The sequence below is a fragment of the Methylobacterium sp. E-012 genome, from assembly GCF_057836545.1.
In genome coordinates this window covers 2,470,500-2,496,684 of the sequence record NZ_JBYQEY010000001.1, presented here as the reverse complement: position 1 = coordinate 2,496,684, position 26,185 = coordinate 2,470,500, and the positions used below count along the sequence as shown (strand labels likewise).

The 26,185-nt window shown below is 70.9% G+C and carries 24 protein-coding genes and 1 pseudogene; 12 read left to right on the top strand and 13 right to left on the bottom strand.

What is annotated here, in order from left to right; genetic code table 11:
• The first annotated feature begins 173 nt into the window (after positions 1-173).
• Positions 174-1,247: a WcbI family polysaccharide biosynthesis putative acetyltransferase gene (locus AC3IF1_RS11905; RefSeq protein ID WP_489217692.1), complete on the top strand. Its 1,074-nt coding sequence runs from the start codon at positions 174-176 to the stop codon at positions 1,245-1,247.
• Between the two features lie 82 nt (positions 1,248-1,329).
• Positions 1,330-2,358 carry an alpha/beta fold hydrolase gene (locus AC3IF1_RS11900; protein ID WP_243973946.1) on the top strand — a complete coding sequence of 343 codons (1,029 nt, stop codon included), beginning with the start codon at positions 1,330-1,332 and terminating at the stop codon, positions 2,356-2,358.
• Here AC3IF1_RS11900 and AC3IF1_RS11895 read toward each other — a convergent pair.
• Entirely contained in the window at positions 2,327-3,058 is a 732-nt protein-coding gene (locus AC3IF1_RS11895; RefSeq protein ID WP_489217691.1) for a dihydrofolate reductase family protein, read from the bottom strand. The genes AC3IF1_RS11900 and AC3IF1_RS11895 overlap by 32 nt on opposite strands.
• A 314-nt stretch (positions 3,059-3,372) precedes the next feature.
• Here AC3IF1_RS11895 and AC3IF1_RS11890 point away from each other — a divergent pair, with 314 nt between their 5' ends.
• Genes AC3IF1_RS11890 through AC3IF1_RS11875 form a run of 4 tightly spaced genes read left to right on the top strand, consistent with a single transcriptional unit; the run spans position 3,373 to position 7,419 of the window.
• Complete coding sequence (locus AC3IF1_RS11890) at positions 3,373-3,810, top strand: GlcG/HbpS family heme-binding protein (protein WP_489217690.1); 438 nt, start codon at positions 3,373-3,375, stop codon at positions 3,808-3,810.
• 2 nt (positions 3,811-3,812) lie between these two features.
• Positions 3,813-5,399, top strand: a complete 1,587-nt coding sequence (locus tag AC3IF1_RS11885) for a peptide ABC transporter substrate-binding protein (RefSeq protein ID WP_489217689.1) — start codon at positions 3,813-3,815, stop codon at positions 5,397-5,399.
• Entirely contained in the window at positions 5,396-6,319 is a 924-nt protein-coding gene (locus AC3IF1_RS11880) for an ABC transporter permease (protein ID WP_489217688.1), read from the top strand. Before AC3IF1_RS11885 ends, AC3IF1_RS11880 begins: the two co-directional genes overlap by 4 nt.
• Positions 6,316-7,419: an ABC transporter permease gene (locus AC3IF1_RS11875; protein WP_489217687.1), complete on the top strand. Its 1,104-nt coding sequence runs from the start codon at positions 6,316-6,318 to the stop codon at positions 7,417-7,419. The genes AC3IF1_RS11880 and AC3IF1_RS11875 overlap by 4 nt, the downstream gene beginning before the upstream one ends.
• A 2-nt stretch (positions 7,420-7,421) precedes the next feature.
• Here the strand turns inward: AC3IF1_RS11875 and AC3IF1_RS11870 are convergent, their stop codons facing one another.
• The 7 genes from AC3IF1_RS11870 to AC3IF1_RS11840 all read right to left on the bottom strand — a co-directional run bounded on the left by AC3IF1_RS11870 (position 7,422) and on the right by AC3IF1_RS11840 (position 15,682).
• Complete coding sequence (locus tag AC3IF1_RS11870; protein WP_489217686.1) at positions 7,422-8,378, bottom strand: D-2-hydroxyacid dehydrogenase family protein; 957 nt, start codon at positions 8,376-8,378, stop codon at positions 7,422-7,424.
• A 106-nt stretch (positions 8,379-8,484) separates the two neighbouring features.
• Positions 8,485-9,402, bottom strand: a complete 918-nt coding sequence (locus AC3IF1_RS11865) for an alpha/beta fold hydrolase (protein WP_243973940.1) — start codon at positions 9,400-9,402, stop codon at positions 8,485-8,487.
• 30 nt (positions 9,403-9,432) lie between these two features.
• Positions 9,433-11,097, bottom strand: coding sequence for a dihydroxyacetone kinase subunit DhaK (locus AC3IF1_RS11860; RefSeq protein WP_489217685.1), 1,665 nt, complete (start codon positions 11,095-11,097; stop codon positions 9,433-9,435).
• Positions 11,098-11,314: 217 nt separating this feature from the next.
• Entirely contained in the window at positions 11,315-12,253 is a 939-nt protein-coding gene (locus AC3IF1_RS11855) for a carbohydrate ABC transporter permease (protein WP_489217684.1), read from the bottom strand.
• On the bottom strand, positions 12,250-13,206 hold the full coding sequence (locus AC3IF1_RS11850) for a carbohydrate ABC transporter permease (RefSeq protein WP_489217683.1): 957 nt from the start codon (positions 13,204-13,206) through the stop codon (positions 12,250-12,252). Before AC3IF1_RS11850 ends, AC3IF1_RS11855 begins: the two co-directional genes overlap by 4 nt.
• Before the next feature lie 24 nt (positions 13,207-13,230).
• Positions 13,231-14,541 (bottom strand): ABC transporter substrate-binding protein, encoded by a 1,311-nt coding sequence (locus AC3IF1_RS11845; protein WP_489217682.1) that lies wholly within the window; start codon positions 14,539-14,541, stop codon positions 13,231-13,233.
• Between the two features lie 79 nt (positions 14,542-14,620).
• Entirely contained in the window at positions 14,621-15,682 is a 1,062-nt protein-coding gene (locus AC3IF1_RS11840) for an ABC transporter ATP-binding protein (protein WP_489217681.1), read from the bottom strand.
• Positions 15,683-15,935: 253 nt separating this feature from the next.
• On the opposite strand from AC3IF1_RS11840, the gene AC3IF1_RS11835 reads away from it, so the two are divergent.
• Genes AC3IF1_RS11835 through AC3IF1_RS11825 form a run of 3 tightly spaced genes read left to right on the top strand, consistent with a single transcriptional unit; the run spans position 15,936 to position 18,881 of the window.
• A complete protein-coding gene (locus AC3IF1_RS11835) occupies positions 15,936-17,129 on the top strand; it encodes a fumarylacetoacetate hydrolase family protein (protein WP_489217680.1) in 1,194 nt (397 codons plus the stop codon).
• Between the two features lie 58 nt (positions 17,130-17,187).
• Complete coding sequence (locus AC3IF1_RS11830) at positions 17,188-18,555, top strand: FAD-binding oxidoreductase (protein WP_489217679.1); 1,368 nt, start codon at positions 17,188-17,190, stop codon at positions 18,553-18,555.
• A gap of 11 nt (positions 18,556-18,566) precedes the next feature.
• On the top strand, positions 18,567-18,881 hold the full coding sequence (locus tag AC3IF1_RS11825) for a DUF167 domain-containing protein (protein WP_489217678.1): 315 nt from the start codon (positions 18,567-18,569) through the stop codon (positions 18,879-18,881).
• Positions 18,882-18,943: 62 nt separating this feature from the next.
• On the opposite strand, the pseudogene AC3IF1_RS11820 reads toward AC3IF1_RS11825, so the two are convergent.
• The 5 genes and pseudogenes from AC3IF1_RS11820 to AC3IF1_RS11800 form a co-directional block, all read right to left on the bottom strand.
• A pseudogene (locus tag AC3IF1_RS11820) lies at positions 18,944-19,156 on the bottom strand (PIN domain-containing protein); the annotation flags it as partial.
• 33 nt (positions 19,157-19,189) lie between these two features.
• A complete protein-coding gene (locus tag AC3IF1_RS11815) occupies positions 19,190-19,336 on the bottom strand; it encodes a hypothetical protein (RefSeq protein ID WP_489220499.1) in 147 nt (48 codons plus the stop codon).
• Complete coding sequence (locus AC3IF1_RS11810) at positions 19,269-19,544, bottom strand: antitoxin (protein ID WP_489220377.1); 276 nt, start codon at positions 19,542-19,544, stop codon at positions 19,269-19,271. Before AC3IF1_RS11810 ends, AC3IF1_RS11815 begins: the two co-directional genes overlap by 68 nt.
• Positions 19,545-19,620: 76 nt before the next feature.
• Positions 19,621-20,550, bottom strand: a complete 930-nt coding sequence (gene kce, locus AC3IF1_RS11805; RefSeq protein ID WP_489217677.1) for a 3,5-dioxohexanoate:acetyl-CoA acetone transferase — start codon at positions 20,548-20,550, stop codon at positions 19,621-19,623.
• A 2-nt stretch (positions 20,551-20,552) separates the two neighbouring features.
• Complete coding sequence (locus AC3IF1_RS11800) at positions 20,553-21,476, bottom strand: 3-hydroxyacyl-CoA dehydrogenase (protein WP_489217676.1); 924 nt, start codon at positions 21,474-21,476, stop codon at positions 20,553-20,555.
• 99 nt (positions 21,477-21,575) lie between these two features.
• Here AC3IF1_RS11800 and AC3IF1_RS11795 point away from each other — a divergent pair, with 99 nt between their 5' ends.
• The 3 genes from AC3IF1_RS11795 to AC3IF1_RS11785 all read left to right on the top strand — a co-directional run bounded on the left by AC3IF1_RS11795 (position 21,576) and on the right by AC3IF1_RS11785 (position 26,138).
• A complete protein-coding gene (locus tag AC3IF1_RS11795) occupies positions 21,576-22,289 on the top strand; it encodes a GntR family transcriptional regulator (RefSeq protein ID WP_489217675.1) in 714 nt (237 codons plus the stop codon).
• Positions 22,290-22,291: 2 nt separating this feature from the next.
• The gene (locus tag AC3IF1_RS11790) at positions 22,292-23,059 is read left to right on the top strand and encodes an SDR family oxidoreductase (protein ID WP_489217674.1); all 768 of its coding nucleotides are present in this window, start codon (positions 22,292-22,294) and stop codon (positions 23,057-23,059) included.
• Positions 23,060-23,186: 127 nt separating this feature from the next.
• Positions 23,187-26,138, top strand: a complete 2,952-nt coding sequence (locus AC3IF1_RS11785) for an FAD-binding and (Fe-S)-binding domain-containing protein (RefSeq protein ID WP_489217673.1) — start codon at positions 23,187-23,189, stop codon at positions 26,136-26,138.
• Positions 26,139-26,185: the final 47 nt, after the last annotated feature.

Sequence of the window (26,185 nt, the reverse complement as noted above, 5' to 3'; positions counted from 1 at the left end):
CGGCTCGCCGGCCCCGGCATGGAACAGGCGCGCAGCGCAGGCCAGACGCCACGGGCGACAGTGCCGCCACTCTGTCATCGTGTGGCCTCGCGGCCGTGACCGGTTGGCGACACCCGCGAACACACCGACGGTTGCGGTTTGCCCGCGGCCCGCGGACATGCGAGAGAAGCCGCATGTTGACCGTCGATAGCCTCTGGCGCGCGCGGCATCGCCTCGCGCAGTTCGGGAAGAAGCGGACCGGATCGCCGCGCATCCTCGTCATCGGCGTCTGCCAGGCCGGTTCGATCGCCAAGGCGATGCGCTATCTCCTGCCCGACGCGCAGGTGGATTTCGTCTCGGCGTTCACGGCCGCCCGCCGCTTTCCCCGCCTCGCCGACCTGATGGCGCTTGCGGATGGGTACGACCACGTCTTCTCCAGCATCTATCTGCCCCGGTTCAAGGGCGGCGGCACGATCGACACGCTGCGGACGCACCCGAAGGTGCGGCTGATCCCGACGATCGTGTTCGGCGCCTATCACCCGGACCTCGTGCATGTGGGCGTGCAGGATGCCGTCACGCTCAACGGCCTGATCTCCGGCCCCATGGGGCATTCGCACTCCGCGATCACGCTCTACGCCTATCTGGCCGGCTTCACGCAGGCCCAGGCCCTGCGCCTGTTCGCGGAACCGGTCTTCGAGCGCCTGGGCTACTTCGATCTGTGGGACGAGTCGGTGTCCTACCTGCGCGGGCTGGGCCGCCAGGCGGATTACGACCTCGACACGCATCTGACGCGCTGGGCGCGTCGCGGCTGCTTCATGCACTCGATCAACCACACGAAGCTGTACGTCGTGTCCGACCTCGCCCGGGGCCTGCTGACCAAGGCCGGCGTCCCGTTCGAGGCCTGTGACCTCGACGCCTTCCTGCCGGACGACCTCGGCGGCCAGGGCAGCTGGCCGGTCTATCCCGAGATCGCCCAGCATTACGGCATCGCGGGCAGCGCCCTGTTCTTCAAGGCCGAGACCCGCCGCTCCGGCCCGGCCCGCACGATGAGCCGGACGGAGTTCGTGGCCGCGGCCTATGCGAATTACGACCGCCGCGCGCGCACCCTCCTGATCTCCCAGCGCGTCCAGGGCTGGCGTAACGACCCGCCGACCGTGGATTTCCTGCGCGAGGCCGCGGGCCGCGGCGAGGCTCCGGCCCGTTCGACGGCGCGGGTCCCGGCCGTGAACGCGGGCGGGTCCGGCAGTTTCGCCGGACACGCTTCGTAGGACGTCGCGGTCCGGCACTTCCCGATCCTCCCGGCGTTGTCGCGCACCGCCCCACCTGCGGGCGCGACGTCGAGGTATCCCGATGAGCCCGAAATCCCCGCATCGCGCCGGCCGCGCCGCGGCTGCGGCGGCCCTGACGCTCGTGGGCTCGGCCGCCGGCCTCGTGGCCTGGAGCCGGCTCGCCCGGCACCGGCACCAGCCCTTGCCGCCCGCCCTGCCCGGCCGGCACGAGCGGATCGCCACACGGCGGGCCGGGGACCTGTCGCTCTACAGCTCGACCGAGGCCGAGGGGGTGCCGCTCCTGCTGATCCACTCGATCAACGCGGCCGCGAACGCCTACGAGGTGCGGCCGCTCTACCTGCATTTCCGGAGCGCGCGACCGGTCTACGCCCTGGAGCTTCCGGGCTTCGGCTTCTCGGAGCGGTCGCGCCGCCGCTACACGCCGCGCCTGATGGTGGAGGCGATCCACGCCGCGGTGGACGAAATCCGGCGGCGTCACGGGGGCGTGGCGATCGACGCCCTGGCGCTGTCCCTGTCCGCGTCCTTCCTCGCCCGGGCGAGCCTGGAGCGTTCGGACGCGTATCGCAGCCTCGCCCTCGTCAGCCCGACGGGATTCGACGGACAACTCTCGGGCGAGGCGCCGCCGGACGGTCACCGCGGCCGCGACTGGCTGCTCGACCTCCTCGACCGGGCCCCCTTTGGCCGGCCCCTGTTCGACGCGCTGGTGACGCGACCGAGCATGCGCTTCTTCCTGCGGAAGACCTTCGGCTCCACGGAGATCGCCGAGGATCTCATGGACTACGATTATCTCTCGGCGCACCAGCCGGGCGCCGAGCATGCGCCCTGGTGCTTCATCTCCGGCCACCTCTTCCCCACCGACACGACGCGCCTCTACGAGCACCTGCGCCTGCCGGTCTGGCTGGTCCACGGCATCCGCGGCGACTTCGTGGATTACCGGCTCCTGCCGCGGGTCGCCGACCGTCCGAACTGGCGGATCGAGACCCTGCCGACCGGCGCGTTCCCGCATTTCGAGCAGCCGGAGGCGGTCACCGCCGCCTACGCGGCGTTCCTGGCAAGCCTCACGTCTGGGCCGGCGGATCGACCGGCGTGATCCGGTAGCGCAGCCAGACGACACCGCCGGACAGGCGCTCGCATTCGGTCAGGTCGAGCCGGCGCCGGCCGCCCATGGAGTCGTCCTCCGTTCCGGCGAAGTCGAAGACCGCCGGCGTCCCCGACAGGCCGTCCACCGCCGGTGCGAGGAGCAGGCTCAGCTCGTCGATGACGCCGGCCTTCAGCATCGAGCCGTTGATGTGGCCGCCGCCCTCGACCAGCAGGCGCTCGATGCCGAAGAGCGTCCTGAGCTTCGTCACCGCCACGCAAAAATCGACCTCCCGGTCCCCCGCGAACAGGTACGACTGGCCGCCGGCCCGGAGCGCCCGCAGATGCGCGTCCGGCACGGAGTCGGTGAGCACGACCACGACATGGTCGCCCTCGATCTCGTTGCGCGCGCGCCAATCCAGGCGTCCGCGCGCGTCGAGCGCCACCGCGTAGCCGGGTGCGTCGCGGCGCGCCACGTGGTCGACGCGGTCGAGGGGGCCGTCGTCGGGGATCGGCGCCGAAAGCGGCGCGGCGCTGTCGGCATAGCCCTGCATGGTCACCCGTCCGCACATCCAGGCATCGCCCTTCAGCTCGCCGTGGACCCGCTCGTAATGGCTGTCCGCGTCCAGGGTCTTCCAGCGCCGGGTCTTGATCCGGCCGTCCACCGAGGCGGTCATATGGCAGATCACGTGGGGGCGTTGGTCCGATGTCATGCCGTCTCCCAAGGTGCGTGGCCGCCGGTTGGTTCGTCGCGCTCGATCCGGCAAACTAGGCGAGCCGGTCTCCCCGCCCAGGCCCCGCTCGAGCCGTTCCCGATCGCGTGGCGACGGGGAACGGCTCTAAGCCCTTGATCGGACGCGCTCGCTCACGCCGAACCGGTATCCACGTCGGCGGCCCGCGCTCCACCTCTCCGATCCATGCGGCGGGTCTCACTGCCACGCGCGTCGAGGGCGGCAGTGGACCGGCCGCGGCCCGATCCCGTAAGAATGGCGATGCCCCCCGAAACGCCGCCCTCCGCTGGACACCGATGATCGACCTGACCCTCGAAGCTGCCCGCCTCATCGTGGATACCGCGCTCCGTGCGGCGCGGGAACGCGGGCTGAAGCCGCTGGCCGTCGTGGTCTACGATGCCCGGGGGGCACTGAAATGCGCCGCGGTCGAGGACGGCACGTCCCTGCGCCGGGCCGAGATCGCCTCCGGCAAGGCCAACGGCGCCCTGGCGTTGGGGCTCGGCTCCCGGGCGATCCACGCCCGGGCGGAGGCGCAGCCCTACTTCGTGGCGGCCGTGACCCATCTGGCGGGTCCCGCCGCCCTGGTGCCGGTGCCCGGCGGCGTCCTGATCCGCTCCGGCGACGGCCGCCTCCTCGGCGCGGTTGGCATCTCGGGCGACACCTCGGACAACGACGAGATCTGTGCGGTGGCCGGGATCGAGGCCGCCGGCCTGGTGCCGGAGACCGGCGCCTGAGCGTGCGCCCGCGCCGACGCGACTGGCTCGCCGGGGCCGCCGCCCTCGCGGCGGTGCGGCCCGCCCGCGCCGCCGAGCCACTCTACCGCCGCGGCAACGACGCCGATCCCGAGACCCTCGACCCGCACCGCTCGTCCACGGTGGCGGAGGCGCACATCCTGCGCGACCTCTGCGACGGCCTGCTCACCTACGACAATCACGGCGCCATCATCCCGGGCGCCGCCCGGGCCTGGACCGTCTCGGAGGATGGGCTGAACCTGCTCTTCGACCTGCGGCCCGACGGCCGCTGGTCGAACGGCGAGCCGGTCACGGCGGACGATTTCGTCTATGCGTTCCGCCGCATCCTCGATCCGGCCACCGGGGCGAAATATGCCGAGATCCTGTTCCCGATCCGCAACGCCGCCGCCGTGAACCGCGGCGGGAAGCCCGCCGACGCCCTCGGGGTCGCCGCCGAGGGGCCGCTGCGGCTCGCGATCACCCTCGAACAGCCGACCCCCTACATCCTGGAACTCCTGACGCACCAGACTGCCCTGCCGGTCCACCGGGCCTCGGTGGCGCGTTACGGCGACAGCTTCACCCGGCCCGGCAATTACGTCACCAACGGCGCCTACCGGCTCCGCGATCAGGTGCCGGGCGGCGCGATCACCCTGGAGGCGAACCCGCACCATCCCGACGCGGCGAGCCTCGCGATCCGGCAGGTCGCGTTCCTGCCGACGCCCGACATGGCCTCGGCGGTGCGCCGCTACGCTGCCGGGGAGATCGACTCCCTGGCGGATTTCCCGGCGGACCAGGTCGCCGACCTGCGCCGCCGCTTCGGCCCGCAGGTGGTGCTCGGCCCCGCCCTCGGGCTCGCGGCCCTGGCGATCAACACCCGCAAGGCCCCGTTCTCGGACCGGCGCGTCCGTCAGGCTTTGTCCCTCATCATCGACCGGGAATACCTCGCCGACGGGCTCAACGGCGGCACCATGAGCCCGGCCTATTCCCTGTGCCCGCCGGGCCTCGACAATTACCGGACGCCCCCCGAGACCGAGGGCCGCCTCGGCCTGCCGATCGACCACGAAGAGACCGCGCGCCGCCTCCTCGCCGAGGCGGGCTTCGGCCCCGACCACCCGCTCACGGTGGAGTACCGGTTCAACGTCAGCGACAACAACCGCACCGTGGCGGTGGCGATCGGCGAGATGTGGCGCGACCTCGGGATCGTGACCCGCTACGTCTACACCGACGCCAAGACGCATTTCGCCTATCTGCGCGACGGCGGCGACTTCGACGTGGCGCGCATGAGCTGGATCGCCGACTATTCCGATCCGCAGAACTTCCTGTTCCTGCTCCTCAGCGGCAACGACGGCCTGAATGTCGGCCACTGGTCAGACCCCGCCTTCGACGACCTGATGGCGCGCGCCGCCGCCGAGCGCGACCTCGCCCGGCGTGCCGCCTTGCTCCACGACGCGGAGGCGATCGCCCTGCACGAGCTGCCCTGGATCCCGCTGATGCATTACCGGTCCAAGGCGTTGATCGCCCCGCGGCTGCACGGCTACCACCCGAACCTGCGCAACGCCGCGCCGACGCGGTTCCTGAGGCTCGACGCGTGATCCGCTTCATCCTGCGCCGCCTCGCGCAGGCGGTGCCGACGCTGCTCGCGGTCGTGACCGTCAGCTTCTTCCTGATGCGGCTCGCCCCCGGCGGTCCCTTCGACATGGAACGGCCGCTGGCGCCCGCCGCCATGGAGAACCTGCGCCGGGTCTACGGGCTGGACCGGCCGCTGATCGCGCAGTTCGGCACCTACCTCGCGGCGCTGGCCCGGGGGGACCTCGGTCCGTCCTTCTCGTTCCGGGATCAGAGCGTCCTCGACCTGATCGCCCGGGGCCTGCCGGTCTCGGCGACGCTCGGCGCCCTGGCCCTGGTCCTGGCCGTGAGCCTGGGCGTCGGGCTCGGCGTCGCGGCGGCGCTCCGACGCGGCGGCGCCCTCGACCGCCTCCTCGGGATCGGTGCGGCGCTGACCCTGTCGCTGCCGAGCTTCGTGGTCGCGCCGCTCCTGCAGATCGCCTTCGGTCTGAGCCTGCGCTGGCTGCCCCTGAGCGGCTGGGACGGCGGTGCGCCGAGCCATCTCGTCCTGCCGGTGGTCACCCTGGCCCTGCCGCAGGTGGGGGCGCTGGCGCGCCTGACCCGGGCGTCCCTTGGAGAAGTCCTGCGCACGCAGCCGGTGCGGACGATGCGCAGCCTCGGCCTGCCGCCGCTCCGCGTGACCCGGCACGCGCTGCGGGGGGCGCTGCTACCGGTGGTCGCCTATCTCGGGCCCCTCGCCGCGTCCCTGCTCACCGGCTCGGTGGTGGTCGAGACGATCTTCGGCCTGCCCGGGATCGGCCGCTATTTCGTCGAGGGGGCGCTCAACCGCGACTACACGCTGGTGATGGGCACGGTGCTGCTCGTCGCCGCGCTTGTGATCGCCCTCAACCTCGCCGCCGACCTCGCCTGCGCGTGGCTCGATCCCCGCCTGCGGGTGGCGGCGTGAGCGCGGCACCGGCGCGGTCGGGACCCGCAGGACGCGCCCTGGCGCGCCTTTTTCGGACGCGCCCGGCGATGGCGGCGCTCGCTGTACTGATCGGGATCGCCCTGGCCTGCCTCGCCGGTCCGGGCTTCACCGGGCACGATCCCGAGCGGGCCTATCCGGATCTCCGCCAATTGCCGGCCGGCCTCGCGGCGCAGCCGGATGCCGCGCATCTCGGCCCGGCCCTGGAGCGCCTCGCCTTCCGGATGCGGGCCCGGCTCGACGCCGTGGCGCGCGACGGCGACACCCTGCGCCTGACCCTCGGCTCGGAGGCAGGCGTCGACCGGCGCAGCCTCGTCTACCTGCCGCGCTCGGCACTGTTCGGCGCACCGGAGATCCTGGAGGACCGGGACGGCGGCCGCGGGCTCGTGGTCGCGGTGCCGCTGCGGCGCCTGTACTTTCCCCTCGGGACCGACATCCAGGGCCGCGATCTCCTGACCCGCTGCCTCGTCGCCGGCCGGATCTCCTTGGCGATCGGCCTCGCGACCAGCCTCGTCGCCCTGCTGATCGGGGTCGCCTACGGCGCTACGGCGGGCTTCCTGGGGGGGGGCGCGGATGCCGTGATGATGCGGTTCGTGGATGTGCTCTACGCCCTCCCCTTCGTTTTCTTCGTCATCCTGCTGCTGGTGTTCTTCCGCTCGAGCCTCGTGCTGATGCTGGTTGCCATCGCCGCCGTCGAATGGCTCGACATGGCCCGGGTGGTCCGGGCCCAGACGCTGTCGCTGCGCGAACGCGACTTCGTCCGCGCGGCCCGCGCCCTGGGGGTCGGCACGCCCGGCATCATCGCCCGCCACATCGTGCCCAACACCCTCGGCCCGGTCGCGGTGACCGCGACGCTGCTGGTGCCGCAGGTGATCCTGCTCGAGAGTTTCCTGTCGTTCCTCGGGCTCGGCGTGCAGGAGCCGCAGACGAGTTGGGGTGTGCTCGTCGCGGACGGGGCGCGCGCGATCGAGGCGGCGCCCCACATGCTGGCCGCCCCGGCGCTCTTCCTGATCGCCACGCTGGTGGCACTGAACCTGTTCGGCGACGGCCTCGCCGACGCGCTGGATCCACGTTCGGATTAGCCTCAGCCCAGTTGCCGGATCGGCGCGCCGGCGAGCCAGGCCTCGATATCCTCCACCGCCTGGGTGAAGAACGTCCGGTAATTGTCGCGCGAGACGTAGCCGAGATGCGGCAACGCCAGGACGTTCGGCAGGTGCCGGAACGGGCTGTCGTCGGGCAGCGGCTCGGTTTCGAACACGTCGAGGCCGGCACCGGCGATCCACCCCTCCCGCAGCGCCTGCACCAGAGCGGCCTGATCGACGATCGGTGCCCGGGCGGTGTTCACCAGATAGGCGGTCGGCCGCATGCGGCGCAGTTCCGCCGCGCCGACGAGCCCGCGCGTCCGGTCGCCGAGCACGAGATGGATCGTGACGACGTCGCTCGCCTCCAGCAGGGCCTCCTTCGAGGCCGCGCGCGCCACACCGGCGGCCGCCGCCCGGGCCTCGTCGAGGTTCGGGCTCCAGGCGATCACCCGCATGCCGAAGGCGTGCCCGATGGCGGCGACCCGCGCGCCGATCTTGCCGAGTCCGAGGATGCCGAGGGTGGCGCCCGCGAGGTCGGTCCCGATCGTGCTCTGCCACGGACCGCCGGTGCGGAGATTGTGGTTCTCGCGGGGGAGCTGGCGGGCGAGCCCGAGGATCAGCGCCCAGGTCAGCTCGGTCGGCGGCGCCGGGCTCGATTCCGTGCCGCAGACGGTGACGCCCCGCCCCCGGGCCGCCGCGACATCGATGGCGAGGTTGCGCAGGCCGCTGGTCACCAGCAGTTCGAGCCGCGGCAGCCGCTCCAGCAGAGCCGCCGGGAACGGCGTGCGCTCCCGCATGATCACCAGGATCTCGGCCTCGGCGATCCGCGACACCAGCGCGTCCCGGTCCGGGATGTGCTCGGCGACGGCGGAGACGGCGACGCGATCGGACAGGCGCGACCAGTCGGCCAGCGACAGGGCCGCCTGCTGGTAGTCGTCGAGGATCAGGCAGGTTCGCATGGCGGGTGCTCATCGCAGTGTCGCGCCGCCGGTAATCCGCGGCACCGGGCGGCGTTCCCGTGCGCGGAAGGCCGCCGCGCGCCTGCACACAGGCCTGGATCCGCCATCACGGGTGCTGCCGGCCCCGGTGGCGCGCCAGGAATTCCAGCACGGCGGCGTTGAAGGCATCGGGGTTGTCCCGGTTCATCGCGTGGGCGGCGTTCGGGATCACGATGGCCGCCGGGATCGCCGGGTTGCACGTGCGCGCCGCGGCGAACCCCTCAGGATACCGCTTGGGACTGCGTTCGCCGGTCAGCGTCAGGATGGGAAAGCTGAACTTGGCGATGTCCGAGCAGGTGATGTGACCGCGCTCGCCGCTGTCGACGCCGGTGCCGAGATTGTCGAGCAGGATCTCCTTCTGCAGTGCCGAACGCTTGGCCCAGGTCCCGGGCCCGTTCAGGCCGTCGGTGAATTCCTGACCCGCCTTCTCCTTGTCCCCCGCCGCGAGGTTCACCCGCAGCCGCGAGACCAGACCCTTGACCTCCCCGGCCATCGCCTGCGTTTCAGGTGTCTCGGGAAGCAGACCCTCCATCCCGCTGGCATCTTCCAGGATCAGCGTCCTGATGAGTTCGGGGTGCTCCTTGGCCACGGTCAGGACCACCGCACCGCCCCGGGAGTGGCCGAGCAGATGCACCGGTCCGAGATTCAGCTGTTGAATCAGCGCGGCGACATCGGCGGCGTGCTGGGCGATGGAGAAATCCTCACCGACGCCGTTCCACCGTTCCGGATAATAGTGGCGCAGGCTGAGCGCGAAGACGCGGTACGCCTTCGCGAGCGCCGGCACCTGGGCGTACCAGATCCGGTAATCGCCGAGCGAGCCGTGCACCAGCACGACCGGCTCGCCAGATCCGGTCTCCTGATAGGTGAGCGGATAACCCGCCACGGACACGGATTTCACCCCGTCCGGGATCGCCCATTGCGCCTGTGCGCAGGTCGGCTGCCCCAAGCACAGCCCGAGCGCCAGCGCAGCCATCATCGAACGCATCACGTATCCTCTTCCGCGTCGTGTCCGTTGTCAGGGTGTTTGCGGGGCCCAACCGTGTCCGCCCCGGTTGTCCGATCCAGCCAGCGCCGCGAAGGCCTCCGCGACCCCCGCGGCGCCCGGATCCCGCACACCCGCGAGGTCACCGGCGGCGAGGTAGCTGGACCGGCCGGCTCCGGCGCGGTCCATCCGGGCCGTCGCCTCGGCGCCCGCGCGGGCCGCGGCGGCGGCGGCGGCGAGGCCGCCATCCCTCAGGGCCTTGACCGCGGGGATCAGGGCGTCGAGGAGCGTGCGGTCACCCAGGCTGGCCCCGCCGTAGGCCTGGACCCGCGCCACGCCCTTGGCCAGCGCCTCGGGCCAGGCGGCCCCGTCGGCGAGCCCCGCGGCGGTCGCGGCGAAGAAGATCGAACCGAGGACGCCGCTCGATCCGCCCACGGCGCGGCCGATCCGCTCGGCGAGCGCCCGGCACAGGGCGGCGGGATCGGCCTGCGGCAGGCGGTCGAAGTCGGCCTGGACCGCCCGCGCCGCCCCCGCGAAGGTGGTGCCGGCATCGCCGTCGCCGACCTTCGCGTCGAGGGCGTTGAGGCTGTCCTCGGCGGCGATCAGCTTCCTGGCCACGGCGGCGATCCGGGCGGCCGTCACCGCCTCGTGCGACGGCGTGAAGACCTCCCCTGCGAGCCCCTCGGGCAGCGGGCGCAGGCGCGGCGGCACGACCCGCATGGCCGCGGGCCAGGCCGGCACCGGAACCGGCGCCAGGAGCGCTGCTTCGAGCTCGTCGTCGAGGGGCAGGACGGACAGCGAGGCGCCGTGCATGTCGAGCGCCGTCATCAGCGGCGCCGGACCGAGCAGGAGGCGGACACGCTTGCCGAGGCCGGTGGCCAGCACCGCCCGGGTCAGGGTCTGCATCTCCAGCGCGGAGGTGGAGCCGAGATTGTTCACGAGGAGCGCCAGCCGGTCGGCGCCCGCGACCGCATCGGAGAGGCGCTCCGCCATCATCCGCGCGAGTTCGCTGACCGGGGGCAATGGGATGCGTTCCGCGCCGGGCTCGCCATGGATGCCGAGGCCGAGCTCGGCCTGCCCCTCGGCCAAGCGCTCGCTGCGGGGCGAGCCGGGGATCGTGCAGGTCGAGACCGCGATGCCCAGCGACTTCGCCGCGGCGGCACGGTGCGCGAGGGCCGCCACCGCCTCCAGCGCGGCCCCCGCCTCGGCGGCGTGGCCCGCGACCTTGTGAACGAACAGCGTGCCGGCGATGCCGCGGGGCTGCCGGGCTTCGGCCAAGGCGATGTCGTCGGAGACGATGACCGTCTCGACCCTGTGGCCCAGCGCCCGGGCGCGTTCGGCGGCGAGGCCGAAATTGAGCCGGTCGCCCGCGTAGTTCTTGATGACGAGCAGGCAGCCGGCCGGTCCCGACACGGCGAGGATTCCCGCCAGCACCGCGTCGACGCTCGGCGAGGCGAAGACGTCGCCGCAGACGGCCGCACTCAGGAGGCCGGGTCCGACGAAGACCGCATGGGCCGGCTCGTGGCCGGAGCCGCCCCCCGAGATCACCGCCACCCTGCCGGGATCGGTCTCGGCGCGCAGCACCACGCGGATGCCGGGATCACCGTCGAGCCGGGCGAGGCGTCCGCCGCTCGCCGCCAGCAGGCCGTCGATGGCGTCGTTGACCAGGGTGGCACGGGCGTCGATGAAATGGGCCATGGCGTGACCTTCGGGTGGGCCGGTCCGCGATTCTCGTCAGCGGCTCTTGGTGCAGTGTCCGCATGATCGCGCCGCGCTGGCAACAACCACCGCCCCTGCGAGCGGAGCGGTGACGGTCGAACGCGCGCGCAATGTCCGGCCGTTCCCCCTCAGACCTCATCCTGAGGTAACCGTGCCAGCGGGCCTCAAAAAAGCCCTCCCGCGCGCCGGCCTGGCATCACTCCTTCACGGCGCCGGTCAGTGCCGAGACGTAATACTCCACGAAGAACGAGTAGAGGATCACCAGCGGTAGGGAGCCGAGCAGCGCGCCGGCCATCAGCGAGCCCCACTTGTAGACGTCGCCATCGACGAACTCGCTGACCACGGCGATCGGCACGGTCTTGTTCTGCGTCGAGGACAGGAAGGTCAGCGCATAGATGAATTCGTTCCAGCACAGCGTCAGCGAGAAGATCCCGGCCGAGATCAGCCCCGGGAAGGCCAGCGGCAGGACGATCTTGGTCAGGATCTGCCACCGGCTCGCGCCGTCCATCAGCGCGCATTCCTCCAGCTCGTAGGGGATGGTCTTGAAGTAGCCCATCAGCAGCCAGGTCGAGAACGGGATCAGGATCGTCGGATAGGCCAGGATCAGGGCGATCGGCGAATCGAACAGGCCATAGGCCTGGACGATGGTGGCCAGCGGGATGAACAGGATCGAGGGCGGCACCAGGTAGGCGAGGAAGATCGCCGCGCCGACCCAGCCGGCCCCCCGGTAGCGGACCCGCACGCAGGCATAGGCGGCGAGGACGCTGGCAAACAGCGACAGCGCAGTGGCGGCCACCGACACGTACATCGTGTTCCAGAGCCAGCGCGGATATTGCGTCTCGAACAGCAGCTTGTGGATGTGCTTGAATGTCGGATCCACCACCCAGAACGGGTTGTAGTGCTCCATGTCGATCAGCTGCGCGTCCGGTTTGATGGCGGTGAGCGCCATCCAGTAGAACGGGAACAGCAGCACGACGAGGATGACGAGCAGCGGCAGGTAGGTGGTGACCAGCCGCCGGGGCAGGCGGTCGAGATAGGCCATGCCCTCCGAATTGTCGGTGAGCCCGGCCGGCGGCCCCGCCAGGACGGGGGCGAGGTGCGGATCGGCATGGGCCGGCGGTGCGGGCGCGCTCATCGGTCGGACTCCCCGGCCTGCCAGGCCCGGCGCTGAAGGCCGAACCATGAGATGCCGATCGCGGCGAGCAGGAACGGCACCATGGCGGTGGCGATCGCCGCCCCCTCCCCCAGCGTCCCCGAGAGGATGCCGCGCTGGTACGACAGGGTCGCCATCAGGTGCGTGGCGTTGACCGGGCCGCCCCGGGTCATGGCCCAGATCAGCTGGAAATCGGTGAAGGTGAACAGCACCGAGAAGGTCATCACCACGGCGATGATCGGCGTCAGCAGCGGCAGGGTGATCCGCCAGAAGATTTGCCAGTTCGAGGCGCCGTCGAGCGTCGCCGCCTCGTAGAGCGAGGGCGAGACCGTCTGGAGGCCGGCGAGCAGCGTGATCGCGATGAACGGCACCCCGCGCCAGATATTGGCGAAGATCACGCAGGCCCGGGCCATGGCCGGCTCACCGAGAAAGTCGATGTTTCCCTCGATGATCCCGAGATGGCGCAGCGACCACGAGATGATCGAGAACTGGCTGTCAAAGATCCACCAGAACGCGATGGCCGAGAGCACGGTCGGCACCACGAACGGGATCAGCACGATCGACCGGACGATGGCCTTGAACGGCATGTTCTTGTTGAGCAGCAGGGCGAGGTAGAGCCCGACCGTGAACTTCACCACCGAGGCGACCGCCGTGTACAGGCAGGTGTTGAACACCGAGAGCCAGAACACGTCGTCGTCCCAGAGCCACGCGTAGTTCTCCAGCCCGATGAAGACGCCGTCCCGGCCGATCCGTGCATTGGTGAAGGACAGCCAGATGCCCTTCAGGAGCGGGTAGGCCAGGAACAGGCCGAGGATCAGCGCGGTCGGCAGCATGAACCAGAAACCCGCCCAGCCGCGGCTGGCCCGCAGCCGCTGCCAGCCTGAACGGGTCGGGACCGCGACCGGGGCGGGCTGCGTCAGGGCCGTGTGCGCCATGCTCTCGCCTCCGCGCGGGGGGGATCAGGTGTTCCGGAAGATGCGCTGGGCGGCGCGCTCGGCGTTGCGGATGGCGCCCTTCACGTCCTCGCGGCCGGTGCAGTGGCTCGCGAACATGTCGACCACCACGAAGTCGGCCAGCACCGCGGCGATGCGCTCGCTCACCGGCGCTTGTCCGCCCGCCGCGAGGGATCGCCGGCCCGCCTCGGCGAAGACCGCGTTCTTCGGATCGTTCGTCCAGATCGGGTTCTTGGGATAGTTCGACAGCGGCTCGCACAGGTAGCCCTGCGCGGCCTCCAGCCAGGGATTGTAGTTCTGCGCCTCCATCATGAAGGCGATGAAGGCCTTGCAGGCGTTGGGCGCCTTCGAATACTTGAAGGCCAGGATCGGATAGGCGAGCTGGAACTCGGTCGGCTTGCCCACCGGACCGACCGGCCAGACCGCGTGGTCCATATCCTCGGCGAGCTTCGGATTGTCCTTCTTGGCGGCGGCGTAGATCGAGATGCCGTTGTTGGTCAGGTACAGATCGCCGGCCAGGAACGCCTTGTTGTTCGACGAATCGTTCCACGACACGGTGCCCGGCACGAAGGTCTCGTACAGGGATTTCACGTATTCGAGCGCCTTGGCGGTCTCGGGCGCATTGATCACGATCTTCTCGTTGGCGTCCACGAGATTGCCGCCATGGGCCCAGAGCGCCCAGTGGCACCACGTGTTGCCGTCGCCGGTGGCGTGGCCGAGGGCGAAGCCGGCCGGGGTGTTGTTCTTCTTCAAGCCCCGGCAGAGGTCGAGAAAGCCCGCGGTATCGGTGGGAAATTTGCTGAAACCGGCCTTGTTCATCGCCGAGATGCGGTAGTTGGGATAGCCGCCGTTGAAGGCGACCGGAATGGCGATCCACTGACCCTTGACCTTGCCGTAGGCCTCCGCCGACGGGAACCAGGGGCCGTATTTCTTGGCGAGCGAGGCCGCCACGTCCTCCAGGGGCAGACACTTGTCCGGGAACAGCGCCGGAAACGAGAACAGCCCCCAGACCATGTCGGGCCCCTGCCCGGTATTGGCCGCCACAGAGGCCTTGGGCTGGATGTCGTCGTAGGATTCGTTGCTGACCGTGATCTTGACGCCGGTCGCCTGGGTGAAGGCATCGACCATCTTCAGGAAGGCCTCGTCCTCGCTCGGCACGAAGCGCTTCCAGCGGAGCAGCGACAGGCTGGCCCCGGGCTCGGGCTTCCACTCGGCGTCCTGCGCCCAGGCCTTGGCGAAGCCGAGGAGGTCCCCGCCGGCGGCGAGGCCGGTCGCGGCGGCGCCGGCGAGCAGGGAACGGCGATCGAGAACGGGCATCGGCGGCTTCTCCCTGGGTGATCCTGTCCGGCGGCCGCGCGCGGCGTCCCGCCCTGTCATCCTGTGGGGCTCAGGTCGGTCAGCTCGACAGACGATGCCCGGTCCCGGCGTCGAAGAGATGCACCCGGTTCGGGCGCAGCGAGACGGTCTCCCCCGGCCGTTCGATCACGCGCTCCCGGAGCACGCAGGTGAGATCCTGGCCGACCGCGCGCACCGCCAGCATGGTCTCCGAGCCGGTGGGCTCCACGACCACCACCTCGGCGGCGATCCCGTCCGGGGCGAGATCGAAATGCTCGGGCCGGACGCCCAGGACGAGCGGCCTGCCCTCCACACCGGCCGGCGCGTCGTCTAGCGGGACCGTCAGGCCCGTATCGGTGACGAAGGTCAGGCGGCCGTTCGCCCGGATCCTCCCGGGCAGGAAGTTCATCGCCGGGGAGCCGATGAAACCCGCCACGAACAGGTTGTCGGGCCGGTCGTAGAGATCCAGCGGTGCCCCGATCTGCTCGACGATGCCGTCGTGCATCACCACGATCCGGTCGGCCATGGTCATGGCCTCGATCTGATCGTGGGTGACGTAGATGGTCGTGGTCTTCAGCCGCTGGTGGAGCTCCTTGATCTCGGTGCGCATGGCCACGCGCAGCTTCGCGTCGAGATTCGAGAGCGGCTCGTCGAACAGGAACACCTGCGGGTCGCGGACGATCGCCCGCCCCATCGCCACGCGCTGGCGCTGCCCGCCGGAGAGCTGGCGCGGATAGCGGTCGAGCAGATGCGTGAGCCCGAGGATCTGTGCGGCCCTGTTGACCCGCAGGTCGATCTCGGCGGCGGGCGCCTTCCGGATCCGCATCGAGAACGCCATGTTATCGCGAACCGTGAGGTGCGGGTAGAGCGCGTAGTTCTGGAACACCATCGCGATATCCCGCTCCTTGGGCGGCACATCGTTCACGATCCGCTCGCCGATGCGGATCTCGCCGCCGGAAATGTTTTCGAGTCCGGCAATCATCCGCAGCAGGGTCGATTTCCCGCAGCCCGACGGGCCGACCAGGATCACGAATTCACCGTCCCTTATGTCGACGGACACGCCGTGCAGGACATTCGTCGATCCGAAAGCCTTGCGAACCTCGCGGATTCCCACCGAGGCCATGCTTCCTCCCGATCAAGGCCACTCTGCCGGCGGCTCTATCGCGCCAGTACAGGGGAGCGAGGGCGGGAAAGCAAGCCGTAACCTTCACGATCCCGCAGAATGCCCTGTTTCTGTCAGCCGAGATCCCAAAACCGGTGACGGCCCCGCCGGCGTGAAACGTCCGGCAAGCTCCGAACACCCCCGGGAATGCTAGAGCGGGCGCCGCACGCGCTCGGGGAAAGCCGCGGCCCGTCGTCAGGGGAAAGGGAGCACCATGTCGTCATCCGGTCTCACCGCGCACGCGATCCTGCCCGCGGATGGCTGCCGCGGCGCGCTCGTCGGCCGGGTGTGGCGCCCGGAGGCGCAGGGCCCGAGCGTCGTGGCGATTCGCGCCGGCGCGTCGGGGGAGGCGCGGGTGGTCGACGTCACGGCCCGGCTGCCGACCGTGAGCGACCTGTGCGAAACCCCGGATCCCGCCGCGGCGCTGCGCGGCGCGGCGGGCGAGGATCTCGGCAGCCTCGACGCGATCCTCGCCAACACGCCGCCGGACACCCGCGATCCGGGCCGGCCGTGGCTCCTCGCCCCGGTCGATCTCCAGGCCCTCAAGGCGGCGGGCGTCACCTTCGCCACCTCCATGCTGGAGCGGGTCATCGAGGAGCGGGCCCGCGGCGACCTCGCCGCCGCCGCGGCGATCCGCGCGGAGGTCAAGCGCCTCGTCGGCCGCGACCTGCGCAAGTTGAAGCCCGGCTCGCCCGAGGCGATGGCCCTCAAGGCGGTGCTCGTCGCACAGGGTGCCTGGAGCCAGTACCTCGAGGTCGGCATCGGGCCGGATGCGGAGATCTTCACCAAGGCGCAGCCGCTCTCGGCGGTGGGCTGCGGCGCGGATGCGGGGCTGCATCCGGACTCGCACTGGAACAACCCCGAGCCGGAAGTTGCCCTCGCGGTCGCGTCCGATCAGCGGATCGTCGGGGCGACGCTCGCCAACGACGTCAACCTGCGCGACTTCGAGGGGCGGTCGGCGCTGCTCCTCGGCAAGGCCAAGGACAACAACGCCTCCTGCGCCCTCGGGCCGTTCCTGCGCCTGTTCGACGACACGTTCGACCTCGACAGCGTCCGCCGCACCACCGTCACCCTGGAGGTGACCGGCGCGGACGGGTTCCGCATGGAGGGCACCTCGCCGCTCGCCGAGATCAGCCGCGATCCGGACGAGCTGGTGGCCGCCCTGATGGGCCGCACGCACCATTATCCGGACGGCGCGCTGCTGCTCCTCGGCACGATGTTCGCGCCGATCCAGGACCGGCACGGGCCGGGCCTCGGCTTCACCCATGTCGAGAACGACCGGGTCGTGGTGGCGAGCCCGGAACTCGGCAGCCTCGTCAACCGCATGCGCCCGTGCGACGCCTGCGCGCCCTGGACCTTCGGCGCCCGGGCCTTGATGCGCAACCTCGCGGCGCGCGGATTTCTGTGACAGAGCGACGGGCGGAGCCCCGCCCGACCCGGTGCCCGAGCCTGCCGAGAGGATGCTGATGACGAACGCCGCCCTCCTCGACCGCCTCGCCGCGCTGGTCGGACCGTCCGGCCTCGTCACCGGCGAGGAGCTGCGCGGGCGCTCGGCGAACTGGACGCGGCCGACCGAGCCCTGCGCCGCCCTGGCGCTGGTCCGTCCGCGCAGCACCGCCGAGACCAGCGCGGTCATGGCGGCCTGCCACGCGGCGGGGATCGCGGTGGTGCCGCGGGGCGGCGCCACCGGTCTGGTCGACGGTACCCTCTGCGCGCCCGACGAGATCACCCTCTCGACGGAGCGGATGACCGGCATCGAGCCGGTGGACCCGCTGGGCATGACCGTGGTGGTCGGCACCGGCGCCACCATCGAGAGCGTGCAGGACGCCGCCGCGGCGGGCGGCCTGTTCTTCCCCCTGGATCTCGGTGCCCGCGGCTCGGCGACGATCGGCGGGGCGATCTCCACCAATGCCGGCGGCCTGCGGGTGCTGCGCTACGGCATGACGCGCGAGATGGTGCTGGGCCTCGAAGCCGTGCTGGCGGACGGCACGGTGGTCTCGTCCATGCGCCCGCTGATCAAGAACAACACCGGCCTCGACCTGAAGCAGCTCTTCATCGGCACCGAGGGGACGCTGGGCATCGTCACGCGGGCAGTGCTGCGGCTGCGCCCGGAGCCCGCCGGCTACGCCACGGCGCTGGTCGCCTGCCCGGGGGTCGACGACGGCGCCCGGGTGCTGCGGGCGGCCCAGAGCGCCTTCCAGGGTCGGGTCTCCTCTTTCGAGGGGCTATGGCCGGATTTCTATAAGCTGATGACCGCCCCCGGCCGGGCCAAGGCGCCGCTGGGCTACGCGTATCCGTTCTACGCGATCATCGAGGTCGAGTGCGTGCCCGAGGAATCCGACCGCTTCCTCGGCCTGCTGGAGGGCCTGATGGGCGACGGCACGATCCTCGACGCGGCCGTGGCCTCGTCCGAGGAGCAGCGCCGCGGGATGTGGCGCATCCGCGACCGGGTCGAACACCTCAACGCCGACGGGATCGAGCGCGCCTTCGACGTCAGCGTGCCGCTCGCCAAGATGGACGGCTACGTCCGCGGCGCGCTGGACCGCCTCGCCGCGATCCCCGGCTGCCGCGCCGTGGTCTACGGCCATATCGGCGACAACAACCTGCACTGGAACACGACCCGCCTCGACGCCGGCGGCAACGCCTTGATCGACGCCGCGATCTACGCGCCGCTCGCCGAACTGAACGGCTCGGTCTCGGCGGAGCACGGGATCGGCCTGGAGAAGCGGGGCAAGCTGCCGCTCTCGCGCTCGCCGGAGGAGATCGGCGCGATGCGGCTCATCAAGCGGGCGCTCGATCCGGACAACCGGCTGAATCCGGGCAAGATCTTCTGAAGGCGCGGGCGGTGGCGCGACGCCCGCCGGAGCCGGCGGCCAAACCGCTGCGGTTGACCGTGAGGCTGACCCCGCGCGGCGGCCGCGACGCCGTGGAGGGATGGATCCGCGATGCGGACGGCACGCCCTGCCTCAAGGTGCGCGTCGCGGCCCCGCCCGTCGACGGGGCGGCCAACACGGCCCTCGAACGGCTGATCGCCGATGCCCTCGGGGTCGCGGGCGGCGCAGTCAGGATCGTGGCCGGCCACCAGGGGCGGGTGAAGCGCCTGGATATTGCGGGCATCCATGATGATGCCCTCGCCAGGGCCTTCGGCGAGCCGCCATAGGCCGGCGTGCGGCGACGCGACTGCACCACGCTGCCGGTCGCAGGCGGCTCGAGCCGATTCTCTCAGTCAAGCCCCGGCACCCGGCGGAATGCGTCGCGGTTCGCGCTGACCAGCCGCAGGTTCGAGGCCAGGCATTGGGCGGCAATCAGGAGATCGTTCGGTCCGATCGGCGTGCCCCGCTTCTCCACGACCGCGCGTATCGCGCCGTACTGGTGATCCGCCGGACTTGTCAGGGGCACGATCGGGATCGCCGCGAGGACCGTTCTGGCGCGATCCGCGAGAGCCTTGGACCCTTTCCACGCAACGCCCTACCGGATCTCGGCTGCCACAACGATGCGCGTGCAGACGTTGGCCGTGCGCCCGTCGAGCCTCGCGGCGACCGGGCCGTCACGTCCGCGGTTGATGAGATCCGACAGGATGTCGGTATCGAGCAGATCGTGAATCCGACCGCTCAAAGGACAACGTCCTCGGCGTTGAGTCCGGGATCGCGTCCAACGTGTCTTCGGGCGAAAGCGGTTCCAGCGAGGCGATGAGGACCACAAGCCCGAGTCTCGGCCGGAGGACCAGGCTGCCGCCCGCTGGCCGCGAGACCGCCACCTCGTCGCCAGGCCGTTCGAACGCCTTCGGAATCCGAACGGTCGGGCTGCGGTTATTCCTGACCACTTTCGCGATGCGTTCCACCGCTCCCTCCCGGCATATGCCGGCGCTCGCGGCCTCGGAAGCGCGCGTCAAGCGCCCCTTAGAACGCCACCTTGTCGCCGCCCTTCAGCGTCAGCATCTCCCGCGCCTCGTCGGGGGACGCGATGGCCAGGCCGAGCCCCTCGATGATCGAGCGGACGCGCCGCACCTGCGCCGCGTTGGTCTCGGCGAGCTTGCCGGGGCCGTCCCACAGGCTGTCCTCCAGCCCGACGCGGACGTTTCCACCCATCGCGGCCGCCATAGCGGCGATGTTCATCTGGTTGCGGCCCGCTCCCAGCACCGACCAGCGGTATTGATCGCCGAACAGCCGGTCGGCGGTGCGCTTCATGTGCATCACGTCGTCGGGATGGGCGCCGATCCCGCCTTGAAGCCCGAACACGGTCTGGATGAACAGCGGCGCCTGTACGAGCCCGCGGTCGAAAAAGTATTTCAGGTTGTAGAGATGGGCCGTATCATAGCACTCGAACTCGAACCTCGTCCCGTTCGGGCCGCAGGTGGTCAGGATGTGCTCGATCTGCCCGAACGTGTTGCGGAAGATGATGTCCTTGTTGCCGAGGTAATCCCTCTCCCATTGGTGCTTCAGGTCCTTGAAGCGATCGAGCATGCCGAACAGGCCGAAATTCATCGAGCCGAGGTTCAGCGAGGCGACCTCGGGCTGGAAGGTCGCGGCTGGACGCACCCGCTCCTCGATCGACATGGTCGGCGCGCCGCCGGTGGTGATGTTCACCACGCAGGATGAGCGCTGCTTGATCACCGGCAGGAACTTGGCGAAGGCCTCCGGCGACTGGTCCGGCTGGCCGGTCTCCGGGTCGCGGGCATGGAGATGCACGATGGCCGCGCCGGCCTCGGCAGCGCCGATGGCGGCGTCGGCGATCTCCTCGGGCGTCACGGGCAGGTGCGGCGACATGCTGGGCGTGTGGATCGCGCCCGTCACCGCGCAGGTGATGATGACTTTCCGCTGGGTCGCCATGCTCAGTCCCTCTGCTGCATCTTGTGGGCGCGGAGCGCCGCGAGTTTTGCGTCCCGGCGCCCCATGCGGGCGGGCAGGTCGCCGGGCGCCGGCCAATGCGCCAGGATCGCCGCGGTGGCGTCCGCCGCGTAGACCGAGGGGGGCGCCGGATCGGCCGCGAGGCGCTTGTAGAAGTCGGTATAGCGGGCGCAGTAATCGGCGATCCCGCCCGGCGCGTTCAGCTCGATGGTCTCGAACGGCCCCATGAAGCTCCAGCGCAGGCCGAGCCCGTCCGAGACGGTCTTGTCGAGGTCCTGCGGGGTCACGTAGCCCTCCGCGGCGAGGCGGAAGGCCTCCGCCAGCAGGGCCCCCTGAAGCCGGTTGAGGATGAAGCCCTCGATCTCCTTGAGCACGGTGATCGGTACCTGGCCGATCGCCTCGTAGACCGCCCGCGCCCGGGCCAGGGCCTCCGGCGCGGTCCAGGGGGCGCCGGAGATCTCCACCAGCGGGATCAGATGCGGCGGGTTCACCGGATGGCCGATCAGGCAGCGCCCGCGGCCGGGCAACCCTTCCGTGAACAGCGAGCAGCGGATCGCCGAGGAGGACGAGGCGATGACCGCCTCCCCCGGCGCCAGCGCGTCCAGCTTGGCGAACAGGGCCTGCCTCACGTCAAGCCGTTCCGGCCCGTTCTCCTGGACGAAGCCGACGCCGTCGAGGCATTCCGAGAGGGACGCGACGGCCCGGATCCGTCGCCCGGCCGTCTCCGGGTCGGAACAGAGCCCGTGCGCCGCCAGCGTGTGCAGCCCCTCGACGCAGAGCGGGATCGCACGCGGGGCCACGTCGTCGGCGGCGTCGAACAGGCGCACATCCCACCCGGCGCGGGCGAAGATCATCGCCCAAGCCCGCCCGATCAGGCCGGCGCCCACGATCGCGACGCTCTCGGTCATGACAGCCCTCCCAGGACCCCGCCGAACGGCGTTGGCGCGCCACGTGCTGTGATCACAGATCACTATCGGCACCGCGCGGGTTTCGTCTAGTCTCCGATCATGGACTCACCGGCGGCCCTGGCCGATCTCCCGCAGCTGGAACGCCAGACCCTGTCGGGCACCGCCTACGCGGCGCTGTCGGACCTGCTCGCCTCCGGGCGGCTCGCCCCCGGCGACCGGCTGTCCCTGCGCCGGAGTGCGGCGGCGTTCGGCGTCTCGGTGATGCCGGTCCGGGAGGCAGTGAGCCGCCTCGTGGCCGAGGGCGTGCTGGAGGTGTCACCGGCGCGGGCCATTCGGGTGCCGATCATGAGTGCCGGTGCGTTCCGGGCGCTCGCCGAGACGCGCATCGCCGTGGAGGGGATCGCGGCGGCCCGATCTGCGGAGCGCCGGACCGAGACCGAACTCGACGCGATCCGGCGAGCCGAGGCGGCGTTCCGGGCCGAGGCCGAATCACCGCACGCCGACGTGTCCAAGGCCGTCCAACGCAATCGCGACCTGCATTTCGCGATCTACGGCGCCGGCGGGCTCGCCCCCCTGCGGGAGATCATCGGCCGCCTCTGGCTGAAGGCGGGCCCGGTCATCAATCTGGACCTGCGCGGCTGCCCGGAGCGGCTGCGCCAGGGTTTTGCGCTCCGGCGGCATGCCGAGGCGCTGGCCGCCATCGCGGCGCGGGACGGCCCGGCGGCTGCCGCCGCCATCGCGGCGGACATCCGCGAGGCGGCTGATTTCATCCTGTCCCGCGGCGGCCTGCGGGACGTGCACGGGGAGGAGTGACCATGGATCTCGGTATCGCCGGCCTGCGGGTTCTGATCACGGCGGGCGCCGCGGGGATCGGGCGGGCGCTCGGCGACGCGTTTCTGGAGGAAGGCGCCCAGGTCTTCGCCTGCGACATCGACCCGGAGGCGCTGGACGGGCTGCCGGCGAATGTCGGCCGCTGCCGCACCGACGTGGCCGACCGGGACGCCGTCGCGGCGATGATGACGGCGGCGGTCGCGCATCTCGGCGGCCTCGATGTGCTCATCAACAATGCCGGCATCGCCGGACCGACCGGCCGGGTGGAGGAGATCGCCCCCGAGGCGTGGGATCAGTGCCTCACCGTGTGCCTGACCAGCCAGTTCAATTGCGCCCGGCTCGCGGTGCCGCATCTGCGGCAGAGCGCCAACGCCTCGATCGTCAACCTGTCCTCGGCCGCCGGCAAGTTCGGCTTCGCCCTGCGCAGCCCCTACGCGGCGGCCAAATGGGGGGTGATCGGCTTCACCAAATCGCTGGCCATCGAACTCGGTGGGGACGGGATCCGGGTGAACGCGATCCTGCCCGGACTCGTCGCCGGCGATCGCCAGCGGCGGGTGCTGGAGGCGAAGGCGCAGCAGCAGGGGACGAGCTTTTCCGAGATGGAGGCGCGCGCCTTCTCGTTCGTGTCGGTCAAGGATTACGTCACCGCCCGCCAGCTCGCCGACCAGATCCTGCTTCTCTGCTCGCCCCGCGGCCGGACCATCTCGGGCCAGGCGATCTCGATCGATGGTGACACGCGGATGCTGTCCTGAATGCACGACCGCGACGGCCAAAGCCCGCGCCGGAATCGCGCAGGCGCGCGAAGGCGATTCCCGAACGGCTGAATTTTGAATACAATCAGCCGCAGGTGGAATCGAACCACCACGGGAGGACGCGGCCGTGACGGGAACGAGGGCGCAGATCGCGACGGCGCCGCGCGCGGCGGCGCGCCTGGATGCCGGCCTGGCGCGCCGGCTGGCCGAGCAACTGCAGGGTGAGGCGCGCTTCGACGCCTTCACCCGTGGCCGCTACAGCACCGACGCGTCGATCTACCAGATCATGCCGGCGGGCGTGGTTTTGCCGCGCTCGGCGGCCGACATTGCCGCCACCCTGCGGATCGCCGCCGATTACGGCGCGCCGGTGATTCTGCGCGGCGGTGGCACCTCTCAGAACGGCCAGCCGATCGGCTCCGGCCTCGTCGTCGATTGCGCGCGGCATTTCAACGGCGTGCTGGCCTACGATCCGGAGGCCGGCACGATGACGGTCGAGCCCGGCATGGTCCTGGAGCGCTTGAACGCCCGTGTGAAGGCCGACGGATGGTTCTTCCCCGTGGAGCCGTCCACGGCCACCCGCTGCACCATCGGCGGCATGGCCGGCAACAATTCCTGCGGCGCCCGCTCCCTGCGCTACGGCAAGATGAGCGACAACGTCCTCGCCCTGGAGGCGCTGCTGCACGACGGCGAGGCTTTCGGGTTCGGGCTCACCGGCAATGCCGGATCGGGGGTGACCGGTTCGGGCCGGATTCAGGTCCTGGCCGAGCGCATGCGCGCCCTCGCCGACGGGCACCGGGACGAGATCGCGGCGCGCTACCCGAATGTGCAGCGCCGCGTGGGCGGCTACAATCTCGACGCGCTGGTCGAGGCGCGGCCGAATCTGGCGCACCTGCTGGTCGGCTCCGAGGGGACCCTCGCGGCGACTACCGCGGTGACGCTGAAGCTGTCGCGCCTCCCGGCACATCGGGTGATGGGGGTCTGCCATTTTCCGTCCTTCCGGGCCGCCATGGAGACCACGCGGCATATCGTGGCCCTGGACCCGGTGGCGGTCGAGCTGGTGGACAACAACGTCCTGGTGCTCGGGGCCGACATTCCCCTGTTCCGCACAACCCTGGCCGACATCACCCGGGGCCGGCCCAACTGCCTGCTGCTCACGGAATTCGCCGGCGACGACCGCGCCGCCCTCACCCGCGACCTGAAGCGGCTGACCGCCTGCATGGCCGATCACGGCTATCCGGACGCGGTCGTGGAGGTCGTGGAGCCGGCCCGCCAGAAATCGGTCTGGGAGGTCCGCGAGGCCTGCCTCAACATCATGATGTCGATGAAGGGCGACGCGAAGCCGGTCTCGTTCATCGAGGATTGCGCGGTGCCGCTGGAGCATCTCGCCGATTACACGGACGCGGTCACGGAGGTCTTCACCAAGCACGGCACCCGCGGGACATGGTACGCGCACGCCTCGGTGGGCTGCCTGCACGTGCGCCCGATCCTGAACATGAAGGACGGCGGCGACGTGCGGCGGATGCGCGCCATCGCGGAGGAGACCTCCGAACTGGTGCGCCGGTACAAGGGCTCCTATTCCGGCGAGCACGGCGACGGCATCTCGCGCTCCGAATACATCGCGCCCCTGTTCGGGCCGATCCTGGCCCGGGCCTTCGAGACGGTTAAGGACGATTTCGATCCGGAAAACCGGCTCAATCCCGGCAAGATCGTCCGGCCGCTGACCATGGACGACCGGTCGCTGTTCCGGTTCAAGCCCGACTACGCCGCGACGCAGCCGGTAAAGACCGCCCTCGACTGGTCGGACTGGGGCGGCTTCGGCGCCGCCGTGGAGATGTGCAACAACAACGGGACCTGCCGGAAGCTCGTCGGCGGGGCCATGTGCCCGTCCTATCGGGTGACCCGCGAGGAGCAGCACCTGACCCGGGGCCGCGCCAATTCCCTGCGCCTGGCGATCTCGGGGCAGCTCGGCGCGGACGCCTTCACCAGCCCGGAGATGAAGCGGACCCTCGATCTCTGCGTCTCCTGCAAAGCCTGCCGCCGGGAATGCCCCACCGGCGTCGACATGGCCAAGATGAAGATCGAGTTCCTGCACCATTACCACGCCCGGCACGGGCTGCCGCTGCGCGAGCGCCTGATCGCCCTGATGCCGCTCTACGCCGGGGCCGCCGCCCGGCTCGCGCCGCTCCTCAACCTGCGCGATCGACTCCCCGCGCTCGCCAGGCTGTCGGAGCGGGTGGCCGGGCTGTCGGCCAGGCGCTCGCTGCCGCGCTGGCGCCGGCCCTGGCGCGAGCAGGGCGAGGCCGCCCATCCGGGCGACGTCGCCGGGGACTTCCGCGACGTGATCCTGTTCGGCGACACCTTCAACCGCGCCTTCGAGCGGGAGAATTTGGAGGCCGCCGAGCGCGTGCTGCGGGCCGCGGGCTATCGCCTGCACCGCGTCTTCCCGGCGCGTGGCCGGCGCCCGCTCTGCTGCGGCCGGACCTGGCTCGCCTCCGGCCAGACCGACCGGGCCCGGCAGGAGGCCCGGCGGACCATCGACACGCTGCTGCCCTTCGTCCGGGCCGGGGCGCGGGTGGTCGGCCTGGAGCCGTCCTGCCTCCTCACCTTCCGGGACGAATTCGCGACGCTCCTGCCCGGCGCCGACGCGGCCCTGCTGGCCCGGCAATCCGTGCTGGTCGAGGAGCTGCTGGCCGCCGACCTCGCCGCCGGGCGGATCGAGCTCCCGCTGGCGCATCAGGGTGGCCGTGTGGCCCATCTGCACGGGCATTGCCACCAGAAGTCCTTCGGCCTGATGGGCTCGGTGGAGACGGTCCTGCGGTCGGTGCCCGGTCTCGACCTGCGGGTGATCGAGTCGAGCTGCTGCGGCATGGCCGGGGCCTTCGGGTACCGGCCGGAATCGATCGAGACGTCCTTCGCCATGGCCGAACTGTCGCTGTTCCCGGCGCTGCGTGCGGCGGCACCGGGCGATCTCGTGGTGGCCGATGGCACGAGCTGCCGACATCAGATCCACGACGGGCTCGGTATTCAGGCGGAACATGTGGTCCGCGTTCTGGATCGAGCGCTCGTGCCTCGACACTGAATTGCCGGACACCTACACATGGACAGCGGGTCGCTCAGACCTGCCCG